Here is an 18843-nt window from a genome sequence, read left to right on the forward strand (position 1 = left end):
CCTTTTATTAGATAGTATTGATAAAACTGTCTAATTTTTTTTCACCTTTGTGACCTATATGAATTACCCATTGAATAATATACCCGAGCGTCCAGTTAAACCACGTAATAAAGGAATTACAATGGTTATGGATAAAGGATTAAGCTTAAGACAAACAGAAGATTTTATAGAAGTTGCCGGAATGCATACTGATATAGTGAAGCTCGGATGGGCTACGTCTTTTGTTACCCCTAATTTAAAAGAGAAACTTCAGATCTATAAAGATGCCGGAATTCCGACTTATTTTGGTGGGACACTTTTTGAGGCTTTTGTGATACGTGACCAGTTTGATGATTATTGTCGTGTGTTGGATCAGTTTGGTATGGAATATGCCGAAGTTTCGGATGGCTCTATTACGATTGAGCACGACTTGAAATGTGAATTTATCCAAAAACTAGCTCAACAGGTTACCGTGATTTCTGAAGTGGGATCTAAAGACGCAACCAAAATATTTGCTCCTTATAAATGGATCAAGTTGATGAATGCAGAGATTGAGGCCGGATCCTGGAAAGTTATTGCTGAAGCAAGAGAAGGTGGAAATGTAGGTATTTACAGGGGATCTGGAGAAGTTCGTGAAGGCTTGGTGGATGAGATTTTAACCCAAATACCGGAAGAAACTATTATATGGGAAGCTCCACAAAAAGAACAACAAGTATGGTTTATCAAATTGCTGGGGGCCAATGTAAATATTGGGAATATTGCACCTGCAGAAGTTATCCCTTTAGAAACCATACGTCTCGGACTAAGAGGGGATACCTTTGATCATTTTTTAAACCTGGGAAAATAATCCTATAAACACCATCTATATAGATAAATGAGAAAATTTGGTTTAATAGGTTACCCTTTATCACATTCTTTTTCGAAGAAATTTTTTGGGGATAAGTTTAAGGATGAACAAATTGCAGATTGTGAATACGACTTGTATCCTATACCTGAAATCGGACTCTTTTCTAAATTGATTACTGAAGATGATGCGCTTTGTGGTATAAATGTAACTATTCCCTATAAGGTTCAGGTATTGCCATTTTTAAGTGAAATGGATGAGGCCTCAACTGAAATAGGAGCAGTAAATTGTATTTCAATTGAAAGGGCTGAAGCAGGCCTATGGCTTAAAGGCTTCAATACCGATGCCTACGGCTTCGAAGAATCCCTAAAGCCTTTGCTAGAACCACATCATCAAAAAGCGTTGATATTTGGCGATGGTGGAGCTGCAAAAGCCGTAAAGTATGTATTAGGAAAATTAAATATTTCTTTTCTGGTTGTGACCAGGAAGGCTGCTGAAGGCTGCATTTTATATGATGATATTGATGAAAAACTGCTTCAGGAGTATACTGTGCTGATTAATACAACCCCATTAGGGATGTCGCCAAATTCAGATACCTACCCGGATATTCCCTATGCTTGTTTAACTGGCAAACATGTGGCGTATGATCTGGTTTATAACCCTGAAGAGACCATCTTTTTAAGACAGGTAAGGGAGCAAGGTGGAAAAACAAAAAACGGACTTGAAATGTTGCATCTGCAGGCTATACGTTCCTGGGAGATTTGGAATCCATAAAATGAAACCATCATGAGTTTATACTCGAGAAACACAATGAACCTCTTTTTGGTTACATGCTTAGTGATGCTTTCTGCCTGTAACAATAACAGTTATACACCTAAACCAAGAGGGTATTTTAGGATAGAATTTCCGGCTAAGCTTTATCAGAACTATAATAAGGACTGTCCTTTTTCATTTGACTATCCAAAATATGCCAATTTAGTTGCCGATAGCAGTACGGATACTCAGCCTTGCTGGTATAATCTTAATTTCCCTCAATTTAATGGTCGTCTGCACTTAACGTATTACGACATTTCTTCAAAAAAAGAATATGAAAATTTAGTGGAAGATGCCCGTACATTTGCTTTTAAACATACAGTGAAGGCCAATGCTATCGACCAGAAGATCATTAATTATCCTGAAAGGAAGGTTTATGGCATTTATTATGCCATTGAAGGGAATACCGCTTCTTCTGTGCAGTTCTTTTTAACAGACAGTTTGAAGCATTACTTTAGGGGAGCCTTGTATTTTAATGAAAGACCTCAATATGATTCCATTCAGCCGGTGGTTTCTTTTATTAAGAAGGATATTGATCGAATGATCAATACATTTAAATGGAAAAATTAATAATAAATTACAATAATGATAAGTATTAAACAATTCACCTTTAATCCTGTAAGGGAAAACACATATATCCTGTTTGATGAAACCGGTGAATGTGTGATCATTGATCCGGGAATGTATGATGCTGCCGAGCAAAATGCAGTGGTGAATTTTATTAAAGATCAGAATCTTAAGCCCGTACTTTTACTAAATACACATTGCCATTATGATCATGTGTTTGGTAATAAGTTTGTTTACGACAATTGGGGGTTAAAGCCTCAATTTCATAAAGGCGAGCTGTATGTGTTACAAGCTATCCCGGGTTATGTACCACAGTTGGGTTTGCACTATGAGCTTTCGCCCGAGCCCGAGGTATTTTTACCGGAATCTGGCAAGGTAAACTTTGGTAATAGTCAGCTGGAACTTATATTTGCACCTGGACATTCTCCTGCACATTTATGTTTTTATGCCGCGGCTGATAACTTTTTAATCGGAGGAGACGTATTGTTTTATTGCAGTATTGGTCGTACAGACCTTCCGGGAGGCAACCATTTACAATTAATCAATAGTATCAAAAATAACTTGTTTATATTGCCGGATGATTGCAAAGTTTACCCTGGGCATGGTCAGTCTACAACAATAGGTTTTGAAAAACAACATAATCCTTTTTTGCAATAAGTATTATATCATTAAATATTGAATACACCATTTTATATAGCACGCAGGTATCTTTTTGCAAAAAAATCTACCAATGCCATAAACATCATCTCTGCAATTTCTGCAGTTGGGGTTTTTGTAGGGAGCGCTGCTTTGATCATTATATTATCGGTGTTTAATGGTTTTGAGGAAGTTGTATTAAAAATGTTCAATACCATTACCCCGGAAATCGTTATTGCGCCCGTTCAAGGCAAAACATTCGATGCAAATACCACGTATTTTAATGAATTAAGAAAGAAAAAGGAAATCTATTCTTATACTGAAGTGTTGTCGGAAAATGCGCTGTTAAGGTATAATGATAAGCAATCGGTGGGCCTGGTTAAGGGAGTTAGTGAAGATTATTTGAAGAATAAAAGGTTAGACAGCATTACTGTTGATGGGGTGTTTAAGCTGGAAAATAAAAGTTTGAATTACGCGGTTATTGGTTCAGCAATTCAGAATTATCTAATGGTAAATACGACTGATCCATTTAATCCACTTCAGATATATTCACCTAAAAAGAAAAGCAATTTTGCAGGCTCAATTAACCCTGCTGATGACTTTACCATCCTTTCTATCCCTGTCTCCGGTATCTTTGAAGTTCAGCAAGATTTCGATAATGTTGCGATTGTTCCTTTAAGATTTGCCCGGCTGCTGCTGGAAGAGCCTGTAAAAGTATCTTCTATTGAAATTAATTTGCAGAAAGGGATCGACCCGGATAAGTTTAAAGCTCACATTGAAGATAAGCTTGGAAAGACCTTCGAGGTAAAGAACAGGATACAACAAAATAAGGTTCTTTACAATATTTTAGGAAGTGAAAAATGGGCAGTATACATTATCCTTACCTTTATATTGATTATTGCCATATTTAACATCATAGGCTCTTTAACAATGCTCGTTATTGATAAGCTAAAAGATATTGCCATTCTTAGTAGTCTTGGTGCAGGAAAGACGTTAATCAAGCGTATTTTCCTTTTCGAAGGAATGATGATCACCATGGCTGGCTGTATCTCAGGGTTAATCGTGGGCTTAATCTTTTGTCTGTTACAGCAGAAATTTGGGTTGGTAAAAATGTCACAAGATAATCTTGTGATTACCAATGCCTATCCTGTCGCATTAAAATGGAAAGATTTTTTGCTTGTATTTCTAACAGTAACTGTTTTTTCTTTTGTGGCATCAGCTTTGTCATCTAATTTGAGCGTGAAGAAAGTAAACCATTTAAATCAAGATCTTTAAAATCATGAATATATTTAAAAGTCCACTATTTTTATTAATAGCAATTGTTGTTGTGATTGTTGCGTGTAATCCAAATCCTGATAAGGCTAAAAGGAATAATGCTACACGCACCATGAAAGGCTTGTATAGTTACGGTCCGGAAATAAAATCGTTTACTGACTGTGAAGATGGGAATGAATATTGGGTCGCTGATAGTGCCAAAACCCTTGAACTTGCCTACAATAATCTTGGCTTTGAAAAACCTTACGAACCGGTTTATGTCGAGGTGGAGTGTCATGCCATTAAATCAGATAGTCTGAGTATGTCAGCCGATTACGATTCAACATTGGTGGTAACCAAACTATTAAAGATCACAAAAGAAATACCTGATGGCCCTTGTAATTAAGGGATTAAATAAATGTTTTGTTTAATGGGGGCTATTAAACCTCTTTCCTGAGCCATTGTAAATAAAACATCAATGGCTTTTCTTCCTTCTTCACCTAGTTCAATGCTATATTTATTTACATAGAGTTCGATGTGCTGATACATCACGGCTTCACTCATTTCCTGCGCATGTTGTCTGATGAATTCAATTCCTGATTTTGGATTGGCAAACGCAAATTCTACCGATTTCTTAATCAATCTGTTTACCTTTTCTTTGGTTTCCTGGTCCAGGTTTCTGTTGATTACAATTCCACCTAAAGGGATGGCACATCCTGTTAATTGCTCCCAATAACTCCCCAGGTCAACAATCTTATGCAACCCTTTTTCAGTGTAGGTAAAACGATTTTCGTGAATAATTAATCCCAGATCAATCCGATTTTCTAATAGAGAAGTTTCTATGTCCGAGAAAACCATTTCCTGTTTATTTGTTAAATGGGGGAATGCAATGCCCAATAAAAAATTAGCGGTTGTGTATTTACCCGGGATTCCAACTTTATAATCAGCGCTTAAATGTTCCCGTTTTGCTACTAAACTTTCATCATGACAGATGAGTAACGGACCTACGCCAAAACCCAAGGCGCTACCAGAATCCAATAGTGCATATTGTTCATGAACATGAGAGAATGCGTGAAAACTAAGTTTTGTGATATCCAGGTCTCCCCTAAGCGCTTTTTGATTTAATGTTTCCACATCATCAAAAAAAACTTCAAATTCTAAACCTTCGGTATCAATTTTATGATGAATCAGCGCATCAAAAATAAAAGTATCATTAGGGCAGGGAGAAAAGCCAAGACTAAGTTTCATCCGGTAAATGTAAGGACTAAGGGAAAATCATTGGTTATGTATTTGTCAAAAATCCTATTGCCCATTCGTTAAGGTTTTTTATGGCCAGTCCAATCTGCCATTTTTCTTTGTTTCGGGGTTCCACATAGTTGGATATGCTACGTATCTGCAGGCAAGGTAAAGATTCCTTTTCGCAGCAATAAAGCACTGCGGCACCTTCCATACTTTCTACGATAGGATTGGATTGCTTTAGCACTTTAAGGATACTGTTTTCATTGCCATGAACCTTATTTACGGTTATCCCATGTACCTTTTGTAGTTTTTCTACGCCGTCATGGAGCAAATTGTTTACTGCCGTATAGCGGGCTTTGCCAAATCCCAGTTCGTCAATACTCAAAAAGCTATTCCCATTTTCGGCTCCAAGTTCGGCAAATTCATCTGTTTTTACATTTACCACAGTCCCCAATGGAATGTTACGATCAAAAGCACCGGCAATACCGAGATTTAATATAAGCTTGTAGTGGTTTGATAAGTGTTTACCCAATGCAAAAGCAGTAGCAGTCATGCCTACGCCTGTAATTAGCAGGTCAAAGTCTTTTGTTCGCACAAAATCCTGATCTGGTAAATGGAAGTGTGTGGCTAATAAAGCTATTTCTGCTCTTGTTGCGGCAACCAAAAGAATCTTCATGATAGCTAAGTTAGATATTTAACCTTTCTACTTTAACCTTTCTGCGTATATTTGTCAATAATATAACAGAGTATGATTTATATAACCAGAAAAGCATCATTTAACGCTGCACATAAATTATCCAGGCCAGATTGGACTGAAGATAAGAATACTGAAGTTTATGGCAAATGTGCCAATCCAAACTGGCATGGTCATAACTACCAATTGTATGTAACCGTTAAAGGAGAAATTAATCCGGAAACAGGTTTTTTGGTAGACTTGAAATGGCTTAAGGATATTACAAATACTTATGTGGTTGATAAAATTGATCATAAAAACCTTAACCTTGACGTTGATTTTATGCAGGGCAAGCTTGCTTCAACAGAAAATCTGGCAATCGCCATCTGGGAACAATTGGTGGACCTGATCGCAGAATCAGGTGCAACACTACACAGCATAAAAATTTACGAGACTGAAAATAACCTTGTTGAATATTTCGGTCAATAACTGTACATAATGGACAAAATAAAACGTTTCGAGGAGGAAGAAGATAGCGGGTACATTAAAATCGACCGTTATAATGAAGGTAAAATAGCTGCTGTAGCAGATCATTATAAAGATATTTTGGGTCAGCTGGGTGAAGATCCGACCCGCGAAGGTTTGGTGAAAACTCCAGAGCGGGTGGCTAAAGCACTCCAATATCTTACCCATGGTTACGATCTTAATCCGGCAGATATATTGCAGTCAGCAATGTTTAAAGAAGATTATAGCCAAATGGTAGTGGTCAAGGATATCGAGGTATTTTCTATGTGTGAGCACCACATGCTTCCATTTTTTGGTAAGGCCCATATTGCCTATATTCCGAACGGACATATCGTTGGTTTAAGTAAAATCCCTCGCATTGTGGATGCGTTTGCACGCAGGTTACAAGTTCAAGAGCGATTAACGAACGAAATCAGAGATTGTATACAGAGCACTTTAATGCCTGCCGGTGTTGCAGTAGTTATTGAATGTAAACACCTTTGCATGGCTATGAGAGGTATACAGAAACAAAACTCTGTAACTACAACCTCAGCTTTTACCGGTGAATTTGCAAAAGATAAAACCAGGGCAGAATTTTTAAGGCTAATCACGGCCGATCTGCACTAGAGGAGTTTAAGAGCAAAGAATAAGGAACCAAGATTAAAGACAGGGTACAGAAACTTAATCCACTTTATCTTTAATCAAAAAAATAAAAACAAACAGGTTAAGTCGCCAGGTCTTTGATCTTGGTTCCTTGATCTTTAATCAAATAATAAAAAATGAAAGCATATATATTTCCAGGACAAGGCGCTCAGTTTTCGGGCATGGGTAAAGAACTTTACGAAAACGAAGTTGCAAAAACGCTATTTGAGCAAGCCAATGAAATCATTGGTTTCCGTATTAGCGATATCATGTTCTCTGGTAGCGATGAAGAATTGAAACAAACTAAAGTTACTCAGCCTGCAATATTTCTTCATTCTGTAATTCTGGCTAAAACTTTAGGTGATGCTTTTAAGCCGGATATGGTAGCCGGACATTCATTGGGCGAATTTTCTGCTCTTGTTGCCGCTTCTGCGCTATCTTTCGAAGATGGATTGAGATTGGTAATTACGCGCGCAAATGCGATGCAGAAAGCCTGCGAATTACAGCCCTCAACAATGGCTGCGATCCTTGGATTAGCTGATGAAATTGTTGAGAATATATGTAAAGAGATCCCTGAAGTGGTTGTGGCGGCTAATTATAATTGCCCCGGACAAATTGTTATCTCAGGAAGTATCGAAGGTGTTGACATCGCTTGTCAGAAATTAACCGAGGCCGGAGCAAAACGTGCGCTAAAACTTAATGTTGGTGGGGCTTTCCATTCGCCATTAATGGAGCCTGCACGTCTGGAACTTCAGGAAGCTATCGAGAAAGTAACAGTACTTCCTCCAGTATGTCCTATTTATCAGAATGTTGATCCGGTTCCTAATACCGACCCTCAAAAAATAAAAAATAACCTGATTACCCAATTAACAGGTGCAGTGAGATGGACGCAGACTGTTGAGCGTATGCTTGCTGATGGTGCTGATGAATTTGTAGAAGTTGGCCCGGGAAATGTGCTACAGGGATTAGTTAAAAAAGTAAATAGAGCAGTGCAGACTAGTTCAGCCTCTGCTTAGTGATGAAGAATCCTTAATAAATATAGCAAGCGTGAGTATAAGAGGTAAAATTAGATTTCTTTTATTAATACTGGGCGCTTGTTGTATTATTACAGCTTTATCCTTAAAGCATTCTATCACCAAAAAAGACCTGCTCAGGTATGATGCTCATCAGCTTCAGGAAAACCTTAAAGGGAAAGAACAAACCATTTACGCTTTCCTATCAGATTCTGCTCAAGTGGAGCGAGCTAAGCAGTTTGATCAGAATGAACGTGCCAGTTCAGATTTCATAAAGGCGTATTCCGATAAGGGGATTAATCTATTAGTCTATAAAAATGACGTACTCAAATTCTGGAGCTCATTCAATGCATTTCCCGCAGATCCTAATCTTGTTAGGGAAGGCTCTTCTTTTATAGGACTCCGTAATGGCTCCTATGAACTGATTAAGAAAACCTCAGACAATTATACACTCATTTTTCTGATAGAGGTAAAGAGTCACTTTGATATTCAAAATTATTATCTCGAAAATATCATTTCAAAATACCTCTCTCCCTCAAATTCACTGTCGCTGGCTACTTATTCCGATGCTGAAGTGTATGGGATAAAAAATATCAAGGGTGAGCCTTTATTTGAGGTAAAATTAAAGCAAGGTGCTTCTAAAAGCATTTATGGAACTATAGAAGTCTGGTTGTGGGTGATAGGGCTTTTTAGTTTCTGCCTGTTTTTAAACTTTTTCTGCACCTGGTTGGTAAGGAAGGGTCATTTGTTAGGTGGAACACTATTGATTGTTCTTTTCTTTCTGACTGTTAGGGTTACAGATCTTGAATATGGATGGTTTAACCACCAATTCAATTTGCAGATATTTAGTCCGACTATATTTGGAGAGAGTTTTTTTCTCCCTTCATTAGGTGATTTTTTACTTAATGTAATAGCGATAACCTGGGTTGTCCTGTTTGTGTACACTTACAGAGATAAATATAAAGTTCCTGATTGGTTGGCGGCAAGTAAAGTCGGAGGTTTAATCTTCCACTTGATCTTACTGATTGCTTTCTCTGGGCTGGCCTTTTTATTTGATCAGGTATTTTTTGGACTGATCATCAACTCAAAGATTAATTTCAATATCACTAACATCATCAATCTGGGTTGGATTAGCTGGATCAGTATTTTTATTTTATGTCTGGTATGGTTTAATGTTTATCTGATTGGAAACATTGCAATGCAGCAAACATTGCAGCTTAATGTAACGAATAAAGAAAGGCTGGTTTTATTCCTTGCTGCTTTTTTTGGTTACTGCATATACAGGATAGAAGTTGGATTTGGTGTATTTTTTATTGCATATGCGCTGTTCATTTTTATTATGGGATGGAATGCCTATGTCCGGAAGAATAGGTTCTCTATCGGGATATTCGCTGCCCTGTTTTTTTGCCTGGCTTTCATTACTTCTATTAAGTATTTGAGATTTACAGATGTAAAGGACAGGAACAAGCGTTACACCATTGCTCAGAAATTGGGATATGCTTATGATCCGAAGATCATCAGTTCTATTGAGAGTCTGGAAAGGGCAGTTTCCACGGACGCATTTATTGCCGAGTATTTTAAAAGGCCTATTTTGGACAGGACTTTTGATTTGGAGAAACATATCAATAAAATACTGCTTGGTGGATATCTTACCCAGTACGATTACAATTTATACGAATATAACGATCTGGATTCCGCAGTATCAAGTAAGAATGGTGTTTCCCTAAGTTATTATAAGGATTTAGTGAGATCGGGCTCTGTTAAAGTGCCGGAATCGCAATCTTTCTACAGATTAAATTATACATTCGGTTACCAGAATTATTTTGGGATCATACCGATATTTGTCGATAACCACAGATTGGGAACGCTGGTAATAGACCTTAAATCTCCTCAATACAACTATAACAGCCAACTCCCTGAGATCCTGGTAGATGGAAGGGTGAAAGGAGAAGAAGATTATAGCAATTATTCCTTTGCTTTCTACAATTCCGACAAATTGATCAACCAGTCTGGTAAGTATACTTATAAACTGTCAGGCACAGGGTTCAGTGGACAAGTTGGGAAAGGTGAGGTTATCAATGATACACTGGGTTATACTCATCTTGTGTATATGCCTGCTAGCTCAAAGATTATTGTGATTAGTAAAGAACGTGTTTCGTATGTGGTAAGACTAGCTACGCTGTCATTTTTCTTCCTTGTATTTATCATTTTTTCGATTACGCTTTATGCTTTAATCTGGGTCATCAAGAATATAGATGACAGTTGGGGCGGTTGGTTTAACATCAATCGATCATTAATGATTAATGCCAATAAGATCCTCTATAAAACGAGGATTCAGTTCTCAATTGTGCTTTCGGTGGTGGCTACATTATTGATTGTAGGCTGGACAACCTATTTTTATATTCGCGATGAGTATCGAAAACAGCAGGAAAGTTATATAAAAGATAGGATCAGGAAGGTTCAGCTTTCTTATGAAAAAATGATCTTTAGTACAGGTTCGATCCCTGAAGCGAATGATCAAACCAATGCTGATTTTAACCAGTTTGCTAATATTAATGGAGCATACCTGAACCTTTTCGATATCAATGGTAATGTTCGTTTTACTTCTTTGCCAAAAATATACGACTTAGGAATCATTGGTAAAAAGATGGATGCTACGGCTTACATTTACCTTAAACTGCAACAGGTATCGGAGTATATTAACCCTTCCGAGCAGATTGGTGATTTTAAATATGCATCAGCTTATGCACCAATAAGAAATGCCGAGAATAAAACAATTGCATATATTGGTTTGCCATATTATGGTAATGAAGCGGATTATCAATCTAAAATCGGCCTCTTTATCAATACTCTTATCAATATATATGCCCTTGTGTTTGTGGCTATAGGTATACTTGCCGTTTTCCTGGCCAACCAAATTACGAGTCCGTTGACTTTTATACAGGACAGTATCCGGAAGACCAAGCTAGGGCAAAAGAATCAGCCTATCCAGTGGTCCCGACATGATGAGATCGGCTCTTTAATAAAGGAATACAATAAGATGATTGCGGCGCTGGAAGAGAGTGCGGCCAAGCTTGCCCGTTCCGAAAGGGAGAATGCCTGGAGAGAGATGGCGAAGCAGGTTGCACATGAGATTAAAAACCCACTAACGCCACTGAAATTGGGTGTTCAGTTGCTTGAAAAGTCGTGGAAAGAGAAGGACCCCAATTTTGAGAAGAAGTTTGAAAGGTTTAATAAATCATTTATTGAGCAAATTGATAGCCTGTCGACCATAGCCTCAGAGTTTTCGAACTTTGCAAAAATGCCTGATACTAAGCTGGAAAAACTTAAGCTATTGCCTATCATTGAACAGGCACGGGATGTTTTTACAAACACCGAGGATGCGGAAATCTATATCTTTAATCATGCAACCACAGATGTGGTGGTATTGGGCGACAAAGATCAACTGCTTCGTACATTTAATAATCTGCTAAAGAATGGGATTGAGGCGGGCAATGTTAACCATAAATGTGTCATTAAGATTCGTATTGTACAGGATGAATCGCATGTATTTATAGAAGTAGAGGATAATGGAAAAGGAATAGATACCTATCTGCAGGATAAGATATTTGTGCCAAATTTTACAACTAAATCATCCGGGACCGGGTTAGGACTGGCATTTGTTAAACAGGCTGTGGAGAATGCTGGTGGCACAGTCGAGTTTAAATCTGTAACAGATGTGGGGACTACATTTTACTTAAGCTTTCCTTTATCTTAAGGTAATGGAAGCCTTACCCATTGTAAATCCATCAGCATATAAAATGATGGAGTAAATCCCTTTGATAAAAGGATTAGGATTAATCCAATCCATCATATAAGCTGTATCATCACCATTGTAGGATATGACAGTAGATAGGGTATATTGCATTTCCTGTCCATCAGCCTCAAACATATTATTTTCATTGGCAATAAGGTTACCCACTGGATCAAAAATGCGGAGGTAAACTGTATGGCTATTTTTTTCGGCAAGCGGATTTGGAACGATAGTAAATTTTACGCTTAATTTTTTAGTGGTACTTGCCCGTGTTACTTCAACATTTTTACCACTGCTTTTAACTTTATAGGCAGTAATCTGAACATTGCTTGCTTTTAAAGAAGCGCTTGTTTTAACTTTTGCACTCAGTTCTACATTCTTTCTCTCCAGCTCATCTGCCTTGAATTTTTCTGTATTTACAGATTGTCTTAAGCTGTCACGTTGTGTTTTTAGGGATAAGTTCTCGTGTTCCAAACGAAGAACTTGTTCATTATGAGCGTGCACAAATTCCCTAAGTTCGTGAACTTCTTTTTGGGCCGCAGTTAAATTGGCCTGAGTTATTGTACCTTTTTCCAGGGCAAGCTTTAATGCTGCTATCTTCTCCCGGGCTGATTTTTGTTCTTCCTGAAGTTTTCCCGTCAACACTAAATTTAAGTCGTTGGCTTTATCTAGTTCTACTTCGATTTTCTCAACTTCTAGTTTTAACCGGTCTTTTTCAGTGTTAATAGACACAAAACGTCCGCTTTGCTGTTCATCTTTAATGTATAAATAAAGGTTAGTACCGAGTAAAGCAGCAATGACTACAATCAAAAAGTAGATTTTGTTGCGGTCACCTTTATTTACAATATCATTTTGGTTTGACATTTTTTAATTCAAATAAGCTATAAAAGGGGAGCGGTATTAAATGCATAATTAGGTAAAAAAACGCTCAATTTGTATGAGAGCTAAAAAAAAATCGTTTAATTGCTTAGATTCAGAGCTAATACTGTCTACTGAACACAACAAAATGAAACCAATTTTAATCACCACTAATCACAAAAGATGTTTAAAATAATAATTTATGCGCTATTATCAATAATTATAATACCTGTTTCCCTAATAGCGCAAACCTCATCAAAAATTGCTCCAAAAAGAGAGTTTAGGGGGGTATGGGTTGCAACTGTTGCTAATATTGACTGGCCATCTAAACCCGGTTTGAGTGTTGATCAGCAAAAACAGGAGTTAATTAGCCTGTTGGATCAGCATAAAGCCAATGGGATGAATGCGATTATGTTGCAGGTACGACCTGCTGCGGATGCATTTTATGCTAAATCGAGAGAGCCCTGGAGCCAATGGTTAATGGGTAAACAAGGGCTTGCTCCTAGTCCGGGTTACGACCCATTGGCATTTGCCATTAAAGAAGCGCATTCGAGAGGAATGGAGCTTCACGCATGGTTTAATCCTTATCGGGCAACCATGAGTGCCAACACAGTGGTTAGCCCCGATCATATGACCCGAAAACGTCCCGACTTTTTCTTCGTTTATGGGGGTAAAAAACAATTTGACCCAGGAATACCGGAAGTTAGAGAATATATTGTACAGGTGATTCTGGATGTAGTAAAGGGATATGATGTTGATGGGATTCATTTTGACGATTATTTTTATCCTTATAAAATCTCTGGACAAACGATCAATGATGCAGCAACGTTTAGTAAATATTCAAACGGTTTTACCAATATCAGTGATTGGCGCCGGAACAATGTAGACTTGTTGATCAAACAGCTGGATGATAGTATTCATTACTATAAAAAATACGTGAAATTTGGTGTAAGTCCTTTTGGTATTTGGAAAAATGCTTCTGAAGATAGTCTTGGCTCTGCAACAAATGGCTTGTCCAATTATTCAGAGTTGTATGCGGATTCCCGTAAATGGGTTAAAGAAGGTTGGGTAGACTATATTAACCCGCAGGTGTATTTTAGTTTTACTCGTAAGGCGGCTCCTTTTGCCACGATAGTAGACTGGTGGACTAATAATTCCTTTGGAAGGCATTTATACATCGGACAGGGGCCTTATTTGATTCACAATGGAACTACAAAGAAGGAAGCTGCCTGGGCGCTGTCTAATCAGATCCCAAATCAGATCAGACATATCCGAAACAGTAACTTGATCCAGGGAAGCGTATTCTTTAGCTCTAAGTCCTTCTCTACGGTTGGGCGGGCTTTGGGTGATTCCCTAAAAACTAACTTTTACAAATACCCGGCGCTGCCACCACAAATGCCATGGCTGGACGATGTGGCTCCTAATGAACCACTTAATCTTACTGCAGAAGCACATAGTGATGGAGTTCATCTGAAATGGGAAAAGCCATTAAAAGCTTCCGATGGTGAGACGGCTTCGGGGTATGTAGTCTACCGATTTGATGAAGGAGAAAAGATTGATATACTGGATGCTAAGAACATCATTAAGGTCAGCTTTGAAGAATTTACTCAGTTTATAGATAAGAATGTAGAAAGGGGTAAGCGGTATAACTACCTGGTCACAGCATTAGATAGGTTAAAAAATGAGAGTGACCCTAGCGGACCTGTAGGCATCCAGACAAAGGAACTGGCCAGTGCGGAGTAAAAGGATTAAAGAACAAAGATAAAGGAGCAAGGATTAAAGATCAAAATGCTTAACCTGGTTAGGTCTGCATCCAGTCGTTAATCCTTGCTCCTTTATCCTTGGTCTCGGTTCTTTTTAACCTTATTTCTGTGGCATCAATACCAAACGGATATAGTTATCTTTATTTAAATATTTCTGAGCAGTTGCTTTTGAGGTTTCAACTGTAACGCTGTTTAACCTCTCTTTCACATTCAGGATTTGATTCAAATCATCTCCGAATTTTAAGCGGTTGGTTAGATAGCCCAGCCAAAAATTATTGTCACGTAAACTAAGCTCTATCTGACGCTGTTCTTCCGATTTAAATTTACTGATGTCATCAGTGGTAGCGCCATTATTCTTAATCTGGTCAACCTCCTCTAAAGCAGCTGCAATTAGCTTTTCTACATTTGCTGTAGCACAACTGAAGGAAATGGTAAAGTAATAATGTGCAGTTGGATACTTACTAAGACTTAAACCTACTTGTGGACTATACACGCCACTTTCTTTTTCACGTAAACGCTCCATTATTTTAATCTCCAGCGCCGCTTTTAAGGCATTCATCTGGATATTGTTTTGAGCAGTATAATCGTAATCGCCATGAATATACAATTGTACAGAAGCTTTATCTTCTAGTCCTTTGTATACTGTTTTGCTAACCTTGCCTTTCGGCGGGTTGATGCCATTGTCAACAAAGTTTTGCTTTTTGTTTAAGGATGGTAGGCTTGCGATATAGGTTTCAAGAAGTGGTTTTATGGCTTCAACTGTAAAGTTCCCTACTATGACAAAAATCTGCTCACTGTTATCAGCAAAACGATCTTTATAGAAATTGTATGCTTCATCCAATGATACTTTATTCAGATCAGCTATAGATACAGGCATTGCACGTTTATGATAAGACGACAATACTGCTTGAACAATATCAGCAAAAACACTTTGCGGATTGGCGTTCTTATTCTCCAGGCTTACCTTATAGTCGCTCATGTTCTTGTTAAAGATCTCTGTATCCTTACGTGGATTGGTTGCATAAGCATAAACCATTTGGAAAGCAGTTTCAAGGTCTTTTGGCGCAGCGCTACCACCATAACCCTGGTATAAATCTTCCACATAAGAACCCCCACGTCCGGTATTTCCGGCTAATAATTTGTTTAATTGGGTTGGGTTGAATGGGCCAACGCCGCTTTGAGGGATTAGGCTAACCATTTCTACCGACCTAAAGTTGGCATCAGTAGCCAATGATGTGCCTCCTTTAGAGAAAGAGTTGAAAATGATCTGATCATTTTTAAAATCAGTTGGCTTAAGCAACACTTTAATGCCATTACTTAATGTAAGTTCAGTTACGCCAATTTTATCAAATTTCTGCTCAGCCATCACTTTTCCGGCCACCGGTTTTTTATCCAATAGCGGTTGATTTACAGAGTTGTCCACATAAGCGGTTACCTTGTTCTCTGCATTTTTTAAAGCAGTTAGCAACTGAGCTTCTGAAGGGAGGTTGGCCTTCTCTTTCTCTGGGGCTTGTACAATAATGATCTGGTTTTCTTTAGTGATTAAGGTTTTTGCCAATGCATTAACCTGATCAAGAGTGATATCTGCAAGTGCCTTTTTCGTTAGCTCATAAGAAAATTCAGTTGAGGGAATGATCGAACCTGTTAAGAAGTTGTTCAGGTATTTCTGTACAAGGGATGCTGATTTTATTTTGTCCTTTTCCTTTAATCTCATTTCGTTTCCTGCAGCAATGTTCTTTTTGGCTACATCCAATTCAGATTGTAAGAAACCATATTTATTCATACGCTCATTCTCGGTAAGAATTGCAGTGAATGCTTTTTCAAGCGTGGCTCCTGAGGTAGATACTGCGGCAGATTGAAAGGCGTTAATGTTGGGTACCAGTCCTCCCTGGTAAGCACCATATCCACTTTGCGCTTGTAAGAATGGTGCATTGTTTTTTTGCATGATCTCCTGAATTCTTGCGCCAAGCATACTGTTAATCATACCATACATGATACTCTTTTTGTAATCAGCAGTGGTTTTTGTAACACCTCCACGTTGTTTGTACATAATCTGTGCTACATTGTATTGTTGCTCAGGGTCAGTAACGATCTTTACAAGTGGAGCTTTGTTGTCAGGCAAATCGTATGATGGTCTTGGTCTTGGGTTTGCCGGATTAGTAAGGTCTGAAAAGTTATTTTTAATCAATTGTTCAACTTCATTAACATCAAAATCACCTACGGCAATTACAGCCTGCAAGTTTGGTCTGTACCAGTCTTTATAAAAGTTTCTGATCTTATCATAAGTAAAGCTGTTTAAGATGTCTATTTTACCAATAGGCAAACGATCTGCATAGCGTGATCCTTTCAAGAGTAATGGCAACAATTGCTTGCTCATGCGATCCTGTGCATTTTTGCCACGCTGACGATCCTCTTCTACAATTACGCCTCGTTCTTTATCTATTTCTTCGCCCTCCATTACAATTTTACCTGCCCAGTTGGCTAATATTTTAAAACCATTTTTAAACACGAGTATGCTGTCTGTAGGAATTGGTAATTGATAAACGGTATGGTCAAAGCTGGTATAGGCATTCAGATCTGCCCCAAAACGTATCCCTGCTTTTTGTAAATAATCGATCATTTCATTTTTAGGAAAATCTTTTGTTCCATTAAATGCCATATGTTCTGTAAAGTGGGCTAAACCCTGTTGGTTGTCATCTTCCATTAAAGAGCCAATACGGGTCGCCAGATACAGCTCAGCCCGGTTTTTAGGCTCCGTATTCCTTTTGATATAGTAAGTAAGGCCATTTGAAAGCTTTCCGATTTTTACACTTGGGTCATTAGGAATGAGATCTCCATCAACCTTTTTTGTAACAGTAGTTATTGGTTTTTTAACAACTGTCACTTTTTTTTGTGCATACCCAGGCGAGTTTACAGCCAAAATGACTGCAAGCCCCATGCTAAGGGCGCTAAAATTTTTTTTCATGAATAAAAAGTTTATCGTCAAACCTACTAAGGCCCCAGTACAGATGGTAAAAATTTAACATAATTTAACAAACGGGCATGGTAGTCCCCTGCCGGAAATTAAACTTTGATGATGATTTTTCTATTGTACATTATCCAAAGGATAACCAGCCAAAATAAAACGTAGGTAATGGCCCATGCAAGAGAGGCATTGATTGGAGATAAAGAACCTGTAAAGCCGGAATATAACCAGGACTGTAGATTCATTTCCTTTCCGTCGGCTGCTTTCACAGAAAACATGCCCAAAGTTCTTGGGATCAATCCGGAAAGGAAGAATACCGTAATTGCATTTACACCATAGACCACAAAAGGCTTTGTAAAGCGGTTATATTTCTGAATATCGATAATCCAGTAACAGAAGGAGAGGATCATGGTAGCTAAACCACCTGTGTAAAGTACAAAAGAACTTGTCCAAAGTGATTTGTTAATTGGAAACTGCAGATCCCATAACAAACCCAGTGCAATAGCTGCCAGGCCTGTGCAAAATAACCATGCTATTTTTGTGGCAGGATCAACGTCTTTACGTTTTAAATATACGCCAACCAATACCCCAAATAGTCCAGATGCAATTGCAGGAAGGGTGCTTAAAATTCCTTCAGGGTCCCATGTTTTTGCAGCTTTCCATAGGTGGGCTTCCGAAAGAATGCTGCGGTCTAGCCAGGCACCCAGATTAGTTTCTTTCTCCAGATTGGCATATCCAACACCCGGAACCGGAATAAAGGTCATAAGTGCCCAGTAAACAGCCAGTATGGCAATCAAGATTTTGAAAATATTCTTTTCAGAATTTTTAAGAAAGATAACTGCCGAAATAAAGAATACAACGGCTATACGTTGTAATACTCCGGGAATACGTACACGTTCAAAAGCGTGTAATGGTTCAGTAAATACTTTAGGATATAAGGATAGGAACAGTCCAAGTCCAAATAGGATAAGCCCTCTTTTAAGTGCTTTTAAAATGGTTTTTCCATGTGCGGAAGGATCATTTTTTTTGCTACCCATTGCATAGGCAATGGATACCCCTACAATAAACAGGAAAAACGGGAAAATAAGGTCTGTAGGTGTACAGCCGTTCCAACTTGCGTGCTCTAGCGGTGCATAGATATTACCCCAATCACCCGGATTATTAACTAGTATCATTGCTGCAACTGTTGCTCCTCTGAAAAAATCCAGAGATAATAACCTGGCAGGAGCTTCCTGCGAAATTTGAGATTGGGCCATATAAATGATTTTAAACAAAAAACCGCTATCGTTTAACGATAGCG

The 18843-nt window shown here is 38.2% G+C and carries 16 protein-coding genes; 11 read left to right on the forward strand and 5 right to left on the reverse strand.

Translation table 11 applies throughout. From position 1 onward, the window contains the following. Positions 1-58 precede the first annotated feature (58 nt). Genes P0Y49_22205 through P0Y49_22230 form a run of 6 tightly spaced genes read left to right on the forward strand, consistent with a single transcriptional unit; the run spans position 59 to position 4499 of the window. On the forward strand, positions 59-826 hold the full coding sequence (locus P0Y49_22205; protein WEK19489.1) for a phosphosulfolactate synthase: 768 nt from the start codon (positions 59-61) through the stop codon (positions 824-826). A gap of 27 nt (positions 827-853) precedes the next feature. Continuing rightward, a complete protein-coding gene (locus tag P0Y49_22210; GenBank protein ID WEK19490.1) occupies positions 854-1597 on the forward strand; it encodes a shikimate dehydrogenase in 744 nt (247 codons plus the stop codon). A gap of 12 nt (positions 1598-1609) precedes the next feature. After that, positions 1610-2206, forward strand: coding sequence for a gliding motility lipoprotein GldD (gldD, locus tag P0Y49_22215; protein ID WEK19491.1), 597 nt, complete (start codon positions 1610-1612; stop codon positions 2204-2206). Between the two features lie 15 nt (positions 2207-2221). Next, on the forward strand, positions 2222-2860 hold the full coding sequence (locus P0Y49_22220; protein WEK19492.1) for an MBL fold metallo-hydrolase: 639 nt from the start codon (positions 2222-2224) through the stop codon (positions 2858-2860). An 18-nt stretch (positions 2861-2878) separates the two neighbouring features. Further along, positions 2879-4114, forward strand: coding sequence for an ABC transporter permease (locus P0Y49_22225; GenBank protein WEK19493.1), 1236 nt, complete (start codon positions 2879-2881; stop codon positions 4112-4114). A 4-nt stretch (positions 4115-4118) separates the two neighbouring features. After that, entirely contained in the window at positions 4119-4499 is a 381-nt protein-coding gene (locus P0Y49_22230) for a hypothetical protein (protein ID WEK19494.1), read from the forward strand. Here the strand turns inward: P0Y49_22230 and P0Y49_22235 are convergent. Further along, a complete protein-coding gene (locus tag P0Y49_22235) occupies positions 4496-5341 on the reverse strand; it encodes a 1,4-dihydroxy-6-naphthoate synthase (protein WEK19495.1) in 846 nt (281 codons plus the stop codon). The two genes, P0Y49_22230 and P0Y49_22235, sit on opposite strands and share 4 nt — an antisense overlap. 34 nt (positions 5342-5375) lie before the next feature. After that, positions 5376-6008 (reverse strand): futalosine hydrolase, encoded by a 633-nt coding sequence (gene mqnB / locus P0Y49_22240; protein ID WEK19496.1) that lies wholly within the window; start codon positions 6006-6008, stop codon positions 5376-5378. A gap of 72 nt (positions 6009-6080) precedes the next feature. Here mqnB and P0Y49_22245 point away from each other — a divergent pair, with 72 nt between their 5' ends. The 4 genes from P0Y49_22245 (at position 6081) to P0Y49_22260 (ending at position 11921) form a co-directional block, all read left to right on the forward strand. After that, complete coding sequence (locus P0Y49_22245) at positions 6081-6494, forward strand: 6-carboxytetrahydropterin synthase (protein ID WEK19497.1); 414 nt, start codon at positions 6081-6083, stop codon at positions 6492-6494. A gap of 9 nt (positions 6495-6503) precedes the next feature. Further along, a complete protein-coding gene (folE, locus tag P0Y49_22250; GenBank protein ID WEK19498.1) occupies positions 6504-7136 on the forward strand; it encodes a GTP cyclohydrolase I FolE in 633 nt (210 codons plus the stop codon). Between the two features lie 152 nt (positions 7137-7288). Then, the gene (gene fabD / locus P0Y49_22255) at positions 7289-8167 is read left to right on the forward strand and encodes an ACP S-malonyltransferase (GenBank protein ID WEK19499.1); all 879 of its coding nucleotides are present in this window, start codon (positions 7289-7291) and stop codon (positions 8165-8167) included. A gap of 31 nt (positions 8168-8198) precedes the next feature. Next, positions 8199-11921: a HAMP domain-containing sensor histidine kinase gene (locus P0Y49_22260; GenBank protein ID WEK19500.1), complete on the forward strand. Its 3723-nt coding sequence runs from the start codon at positions 8199-8201 to the stop codon at positions 11919-11921. Here P0Y49_22260 and P0Y49_22265 read toward each other — a convergent pair. After that, positions 11913-12821: a hypothetical protein gene (locus P0Y49_22265; GenBank protein ID WEK19501.1), complete on the reverse strand. Its 909-nt coding sequence runs from the start codon at positions 12819-12821 to the stop codon at positions 11913-11915. The two genes, P0Y49_22260 and P0Y49_22265, sit on opposite strands and share 9 nt — an antisense overlap. 177 nt (positions 12822-12998) lie before the next feature. Between P0Y49_22265 and P0Y49_22270 the strand changes: the two genes are divergently transcribed. Then, on the forward strand, positions 12999-14558 hold the full coding sequence (locus P0Y49_22270; protein ID WEK19502.1) for a family 10 glycosylhydrolase: 1560 nt from the start codon (positions 12999-13001) through the stop codon (positions 14556-14558). Positions 14559-14678: 120 nt separating this feature from the next. On the opposite strand, the gene P0Y49_22275 is transcribed toward P0Y49_22270, so the two are convergent. Next, on the reverse strand, positions 14679-17543 hold the full coding sequence (locus P0Y49_22275) for an insulinase family protein (GenBank protein ID WEK19503.1): 2865 nt from the start codon (positions 17541-17543) through the stop codon (positions 14679-14681). 98 nt (positions 17544-17641) lie between these two features. Next, entirely contained in the window at positions 17642-18799 is a 1158-nt protein-coding gene (locus tag P0Y49_22280) for a heparan-alpha-glucosaminide N-acetyltransferase domain-containing protein (protein ID WEK19504.1), read from the reverse strand. Between the last annotated feature and the right edge of the window lie 44 nt (positions 18800-18843).

Source organism: Candidatus Pedobacter colombiensis (genome assembly GCA_029202485.1).
Classification (GTDB): Bacteria; Bacteroidota; Bacteroidia; order Sphingobacteriales; family Sphingobacteriaceae; genus Pedobacter; species Pedobacter colombiensis.

What these genes read in the sequence shown, in the direction of transcription:
- fabD (WEK19499.1), top strand. Translation starts at nt 7,289, where the DNA reads ATGAAAGCATATATATTTCCAGGACAAGGCGCTCAGTTTTCGGGCATG.
- P0Y49_22235 (WEK19495.1), bottom strand. Translation starts at nt 5,341, where the DNA reads ATGAAACTTAGTCTTGGCTTTTCTCCCTGCCCTAATGATACTTTTATT.
- P0Y49_22275 (WEK19503.1), bottom strand. Translation starts at nt 17,543, where the DNA reads ATGAAAAAAAATTTTAGCGCCCTTAGCATGGGGCTTGCAGTCATTTTG.
- P0Y49_22265 (WEK19501.1), bottom strand. Translation starts at nt 12,821, where the DNA reads ATGTCAAACCAAAATGATATTGTAAATAAAGGTGACCGCAACAAAATC.
- folE (WEK19498.1), top strand. Translation starts at nt 6,504, where the DNA reads ATGGACAAAATAAAACGTTTCGAGGAGGAAGAAGATAGCGGGTACATT.
- P0Y49_22270 (WEK19502.1), top strand. Translation starts at nt 12,999, where the DNA reads ATGTTTAAAATAATAATTTATGCGCTATTATCAATAATTATAATACCT.
- mqnB (WEK19496.1), bottom strand. Translation starts at nt 6,008, where the DNA reads ATGAAGATTCTTTTGGTTGCCGCAACAAGAGCAGAAATAGCTTTATTA.
- P0Y49_22230 (WEK19494.1), top strand. Translation starts at nt 4,119, where the DNA reads ATGAATATATTTAAAAGTCCACTATTTTTATTAATAGCAATTGTTGTT.
- P0Y49_22220 (WEK19492.1), top strand. Translation starts at nt 2,222, where the DNA reads ATGATAAGTATTAAACAATTCACCTTTAATCCTGTAAGGGAAAACACA.
- P0Y49_22210 (WEK19490.1), top strand. Translation starts at nt 854, where the DNA reads ATGAGAAAATTTGGTTTAATAGGTTACCCTTTATCACATTCTTTTTCG.
- gldD (WEK19491.1), top strand. Translation starts at nt 1,610, where the DNA reads ATGAGTTTATACTCGAGAAACACAATGAACCTCTTTTTGGTTACATGC.
- P0Y49_22245 (WEK19497.1), top strand. Translation starts at nt 6,081, where the DNA reads ATGATTTATATAACCAGAAAAGCATCATTTAACGCTGCACATAAATTA.
- P0Y49_22280 (WEK19504.1), bottom strand. Translation starts at nt 18,799, where the DNA reads ATGGCCCAATCTCAAATTTCGCAGGAAGCTCCTGCCAGGTTATTATCT.
- P0Y49_22205 (WEK19489.1), top strand. Translation starts at nt 59, where the DNA reads ATGAATTACCCATTGAATAATATACCCGAGCGTCCAGTTAAACCACGT.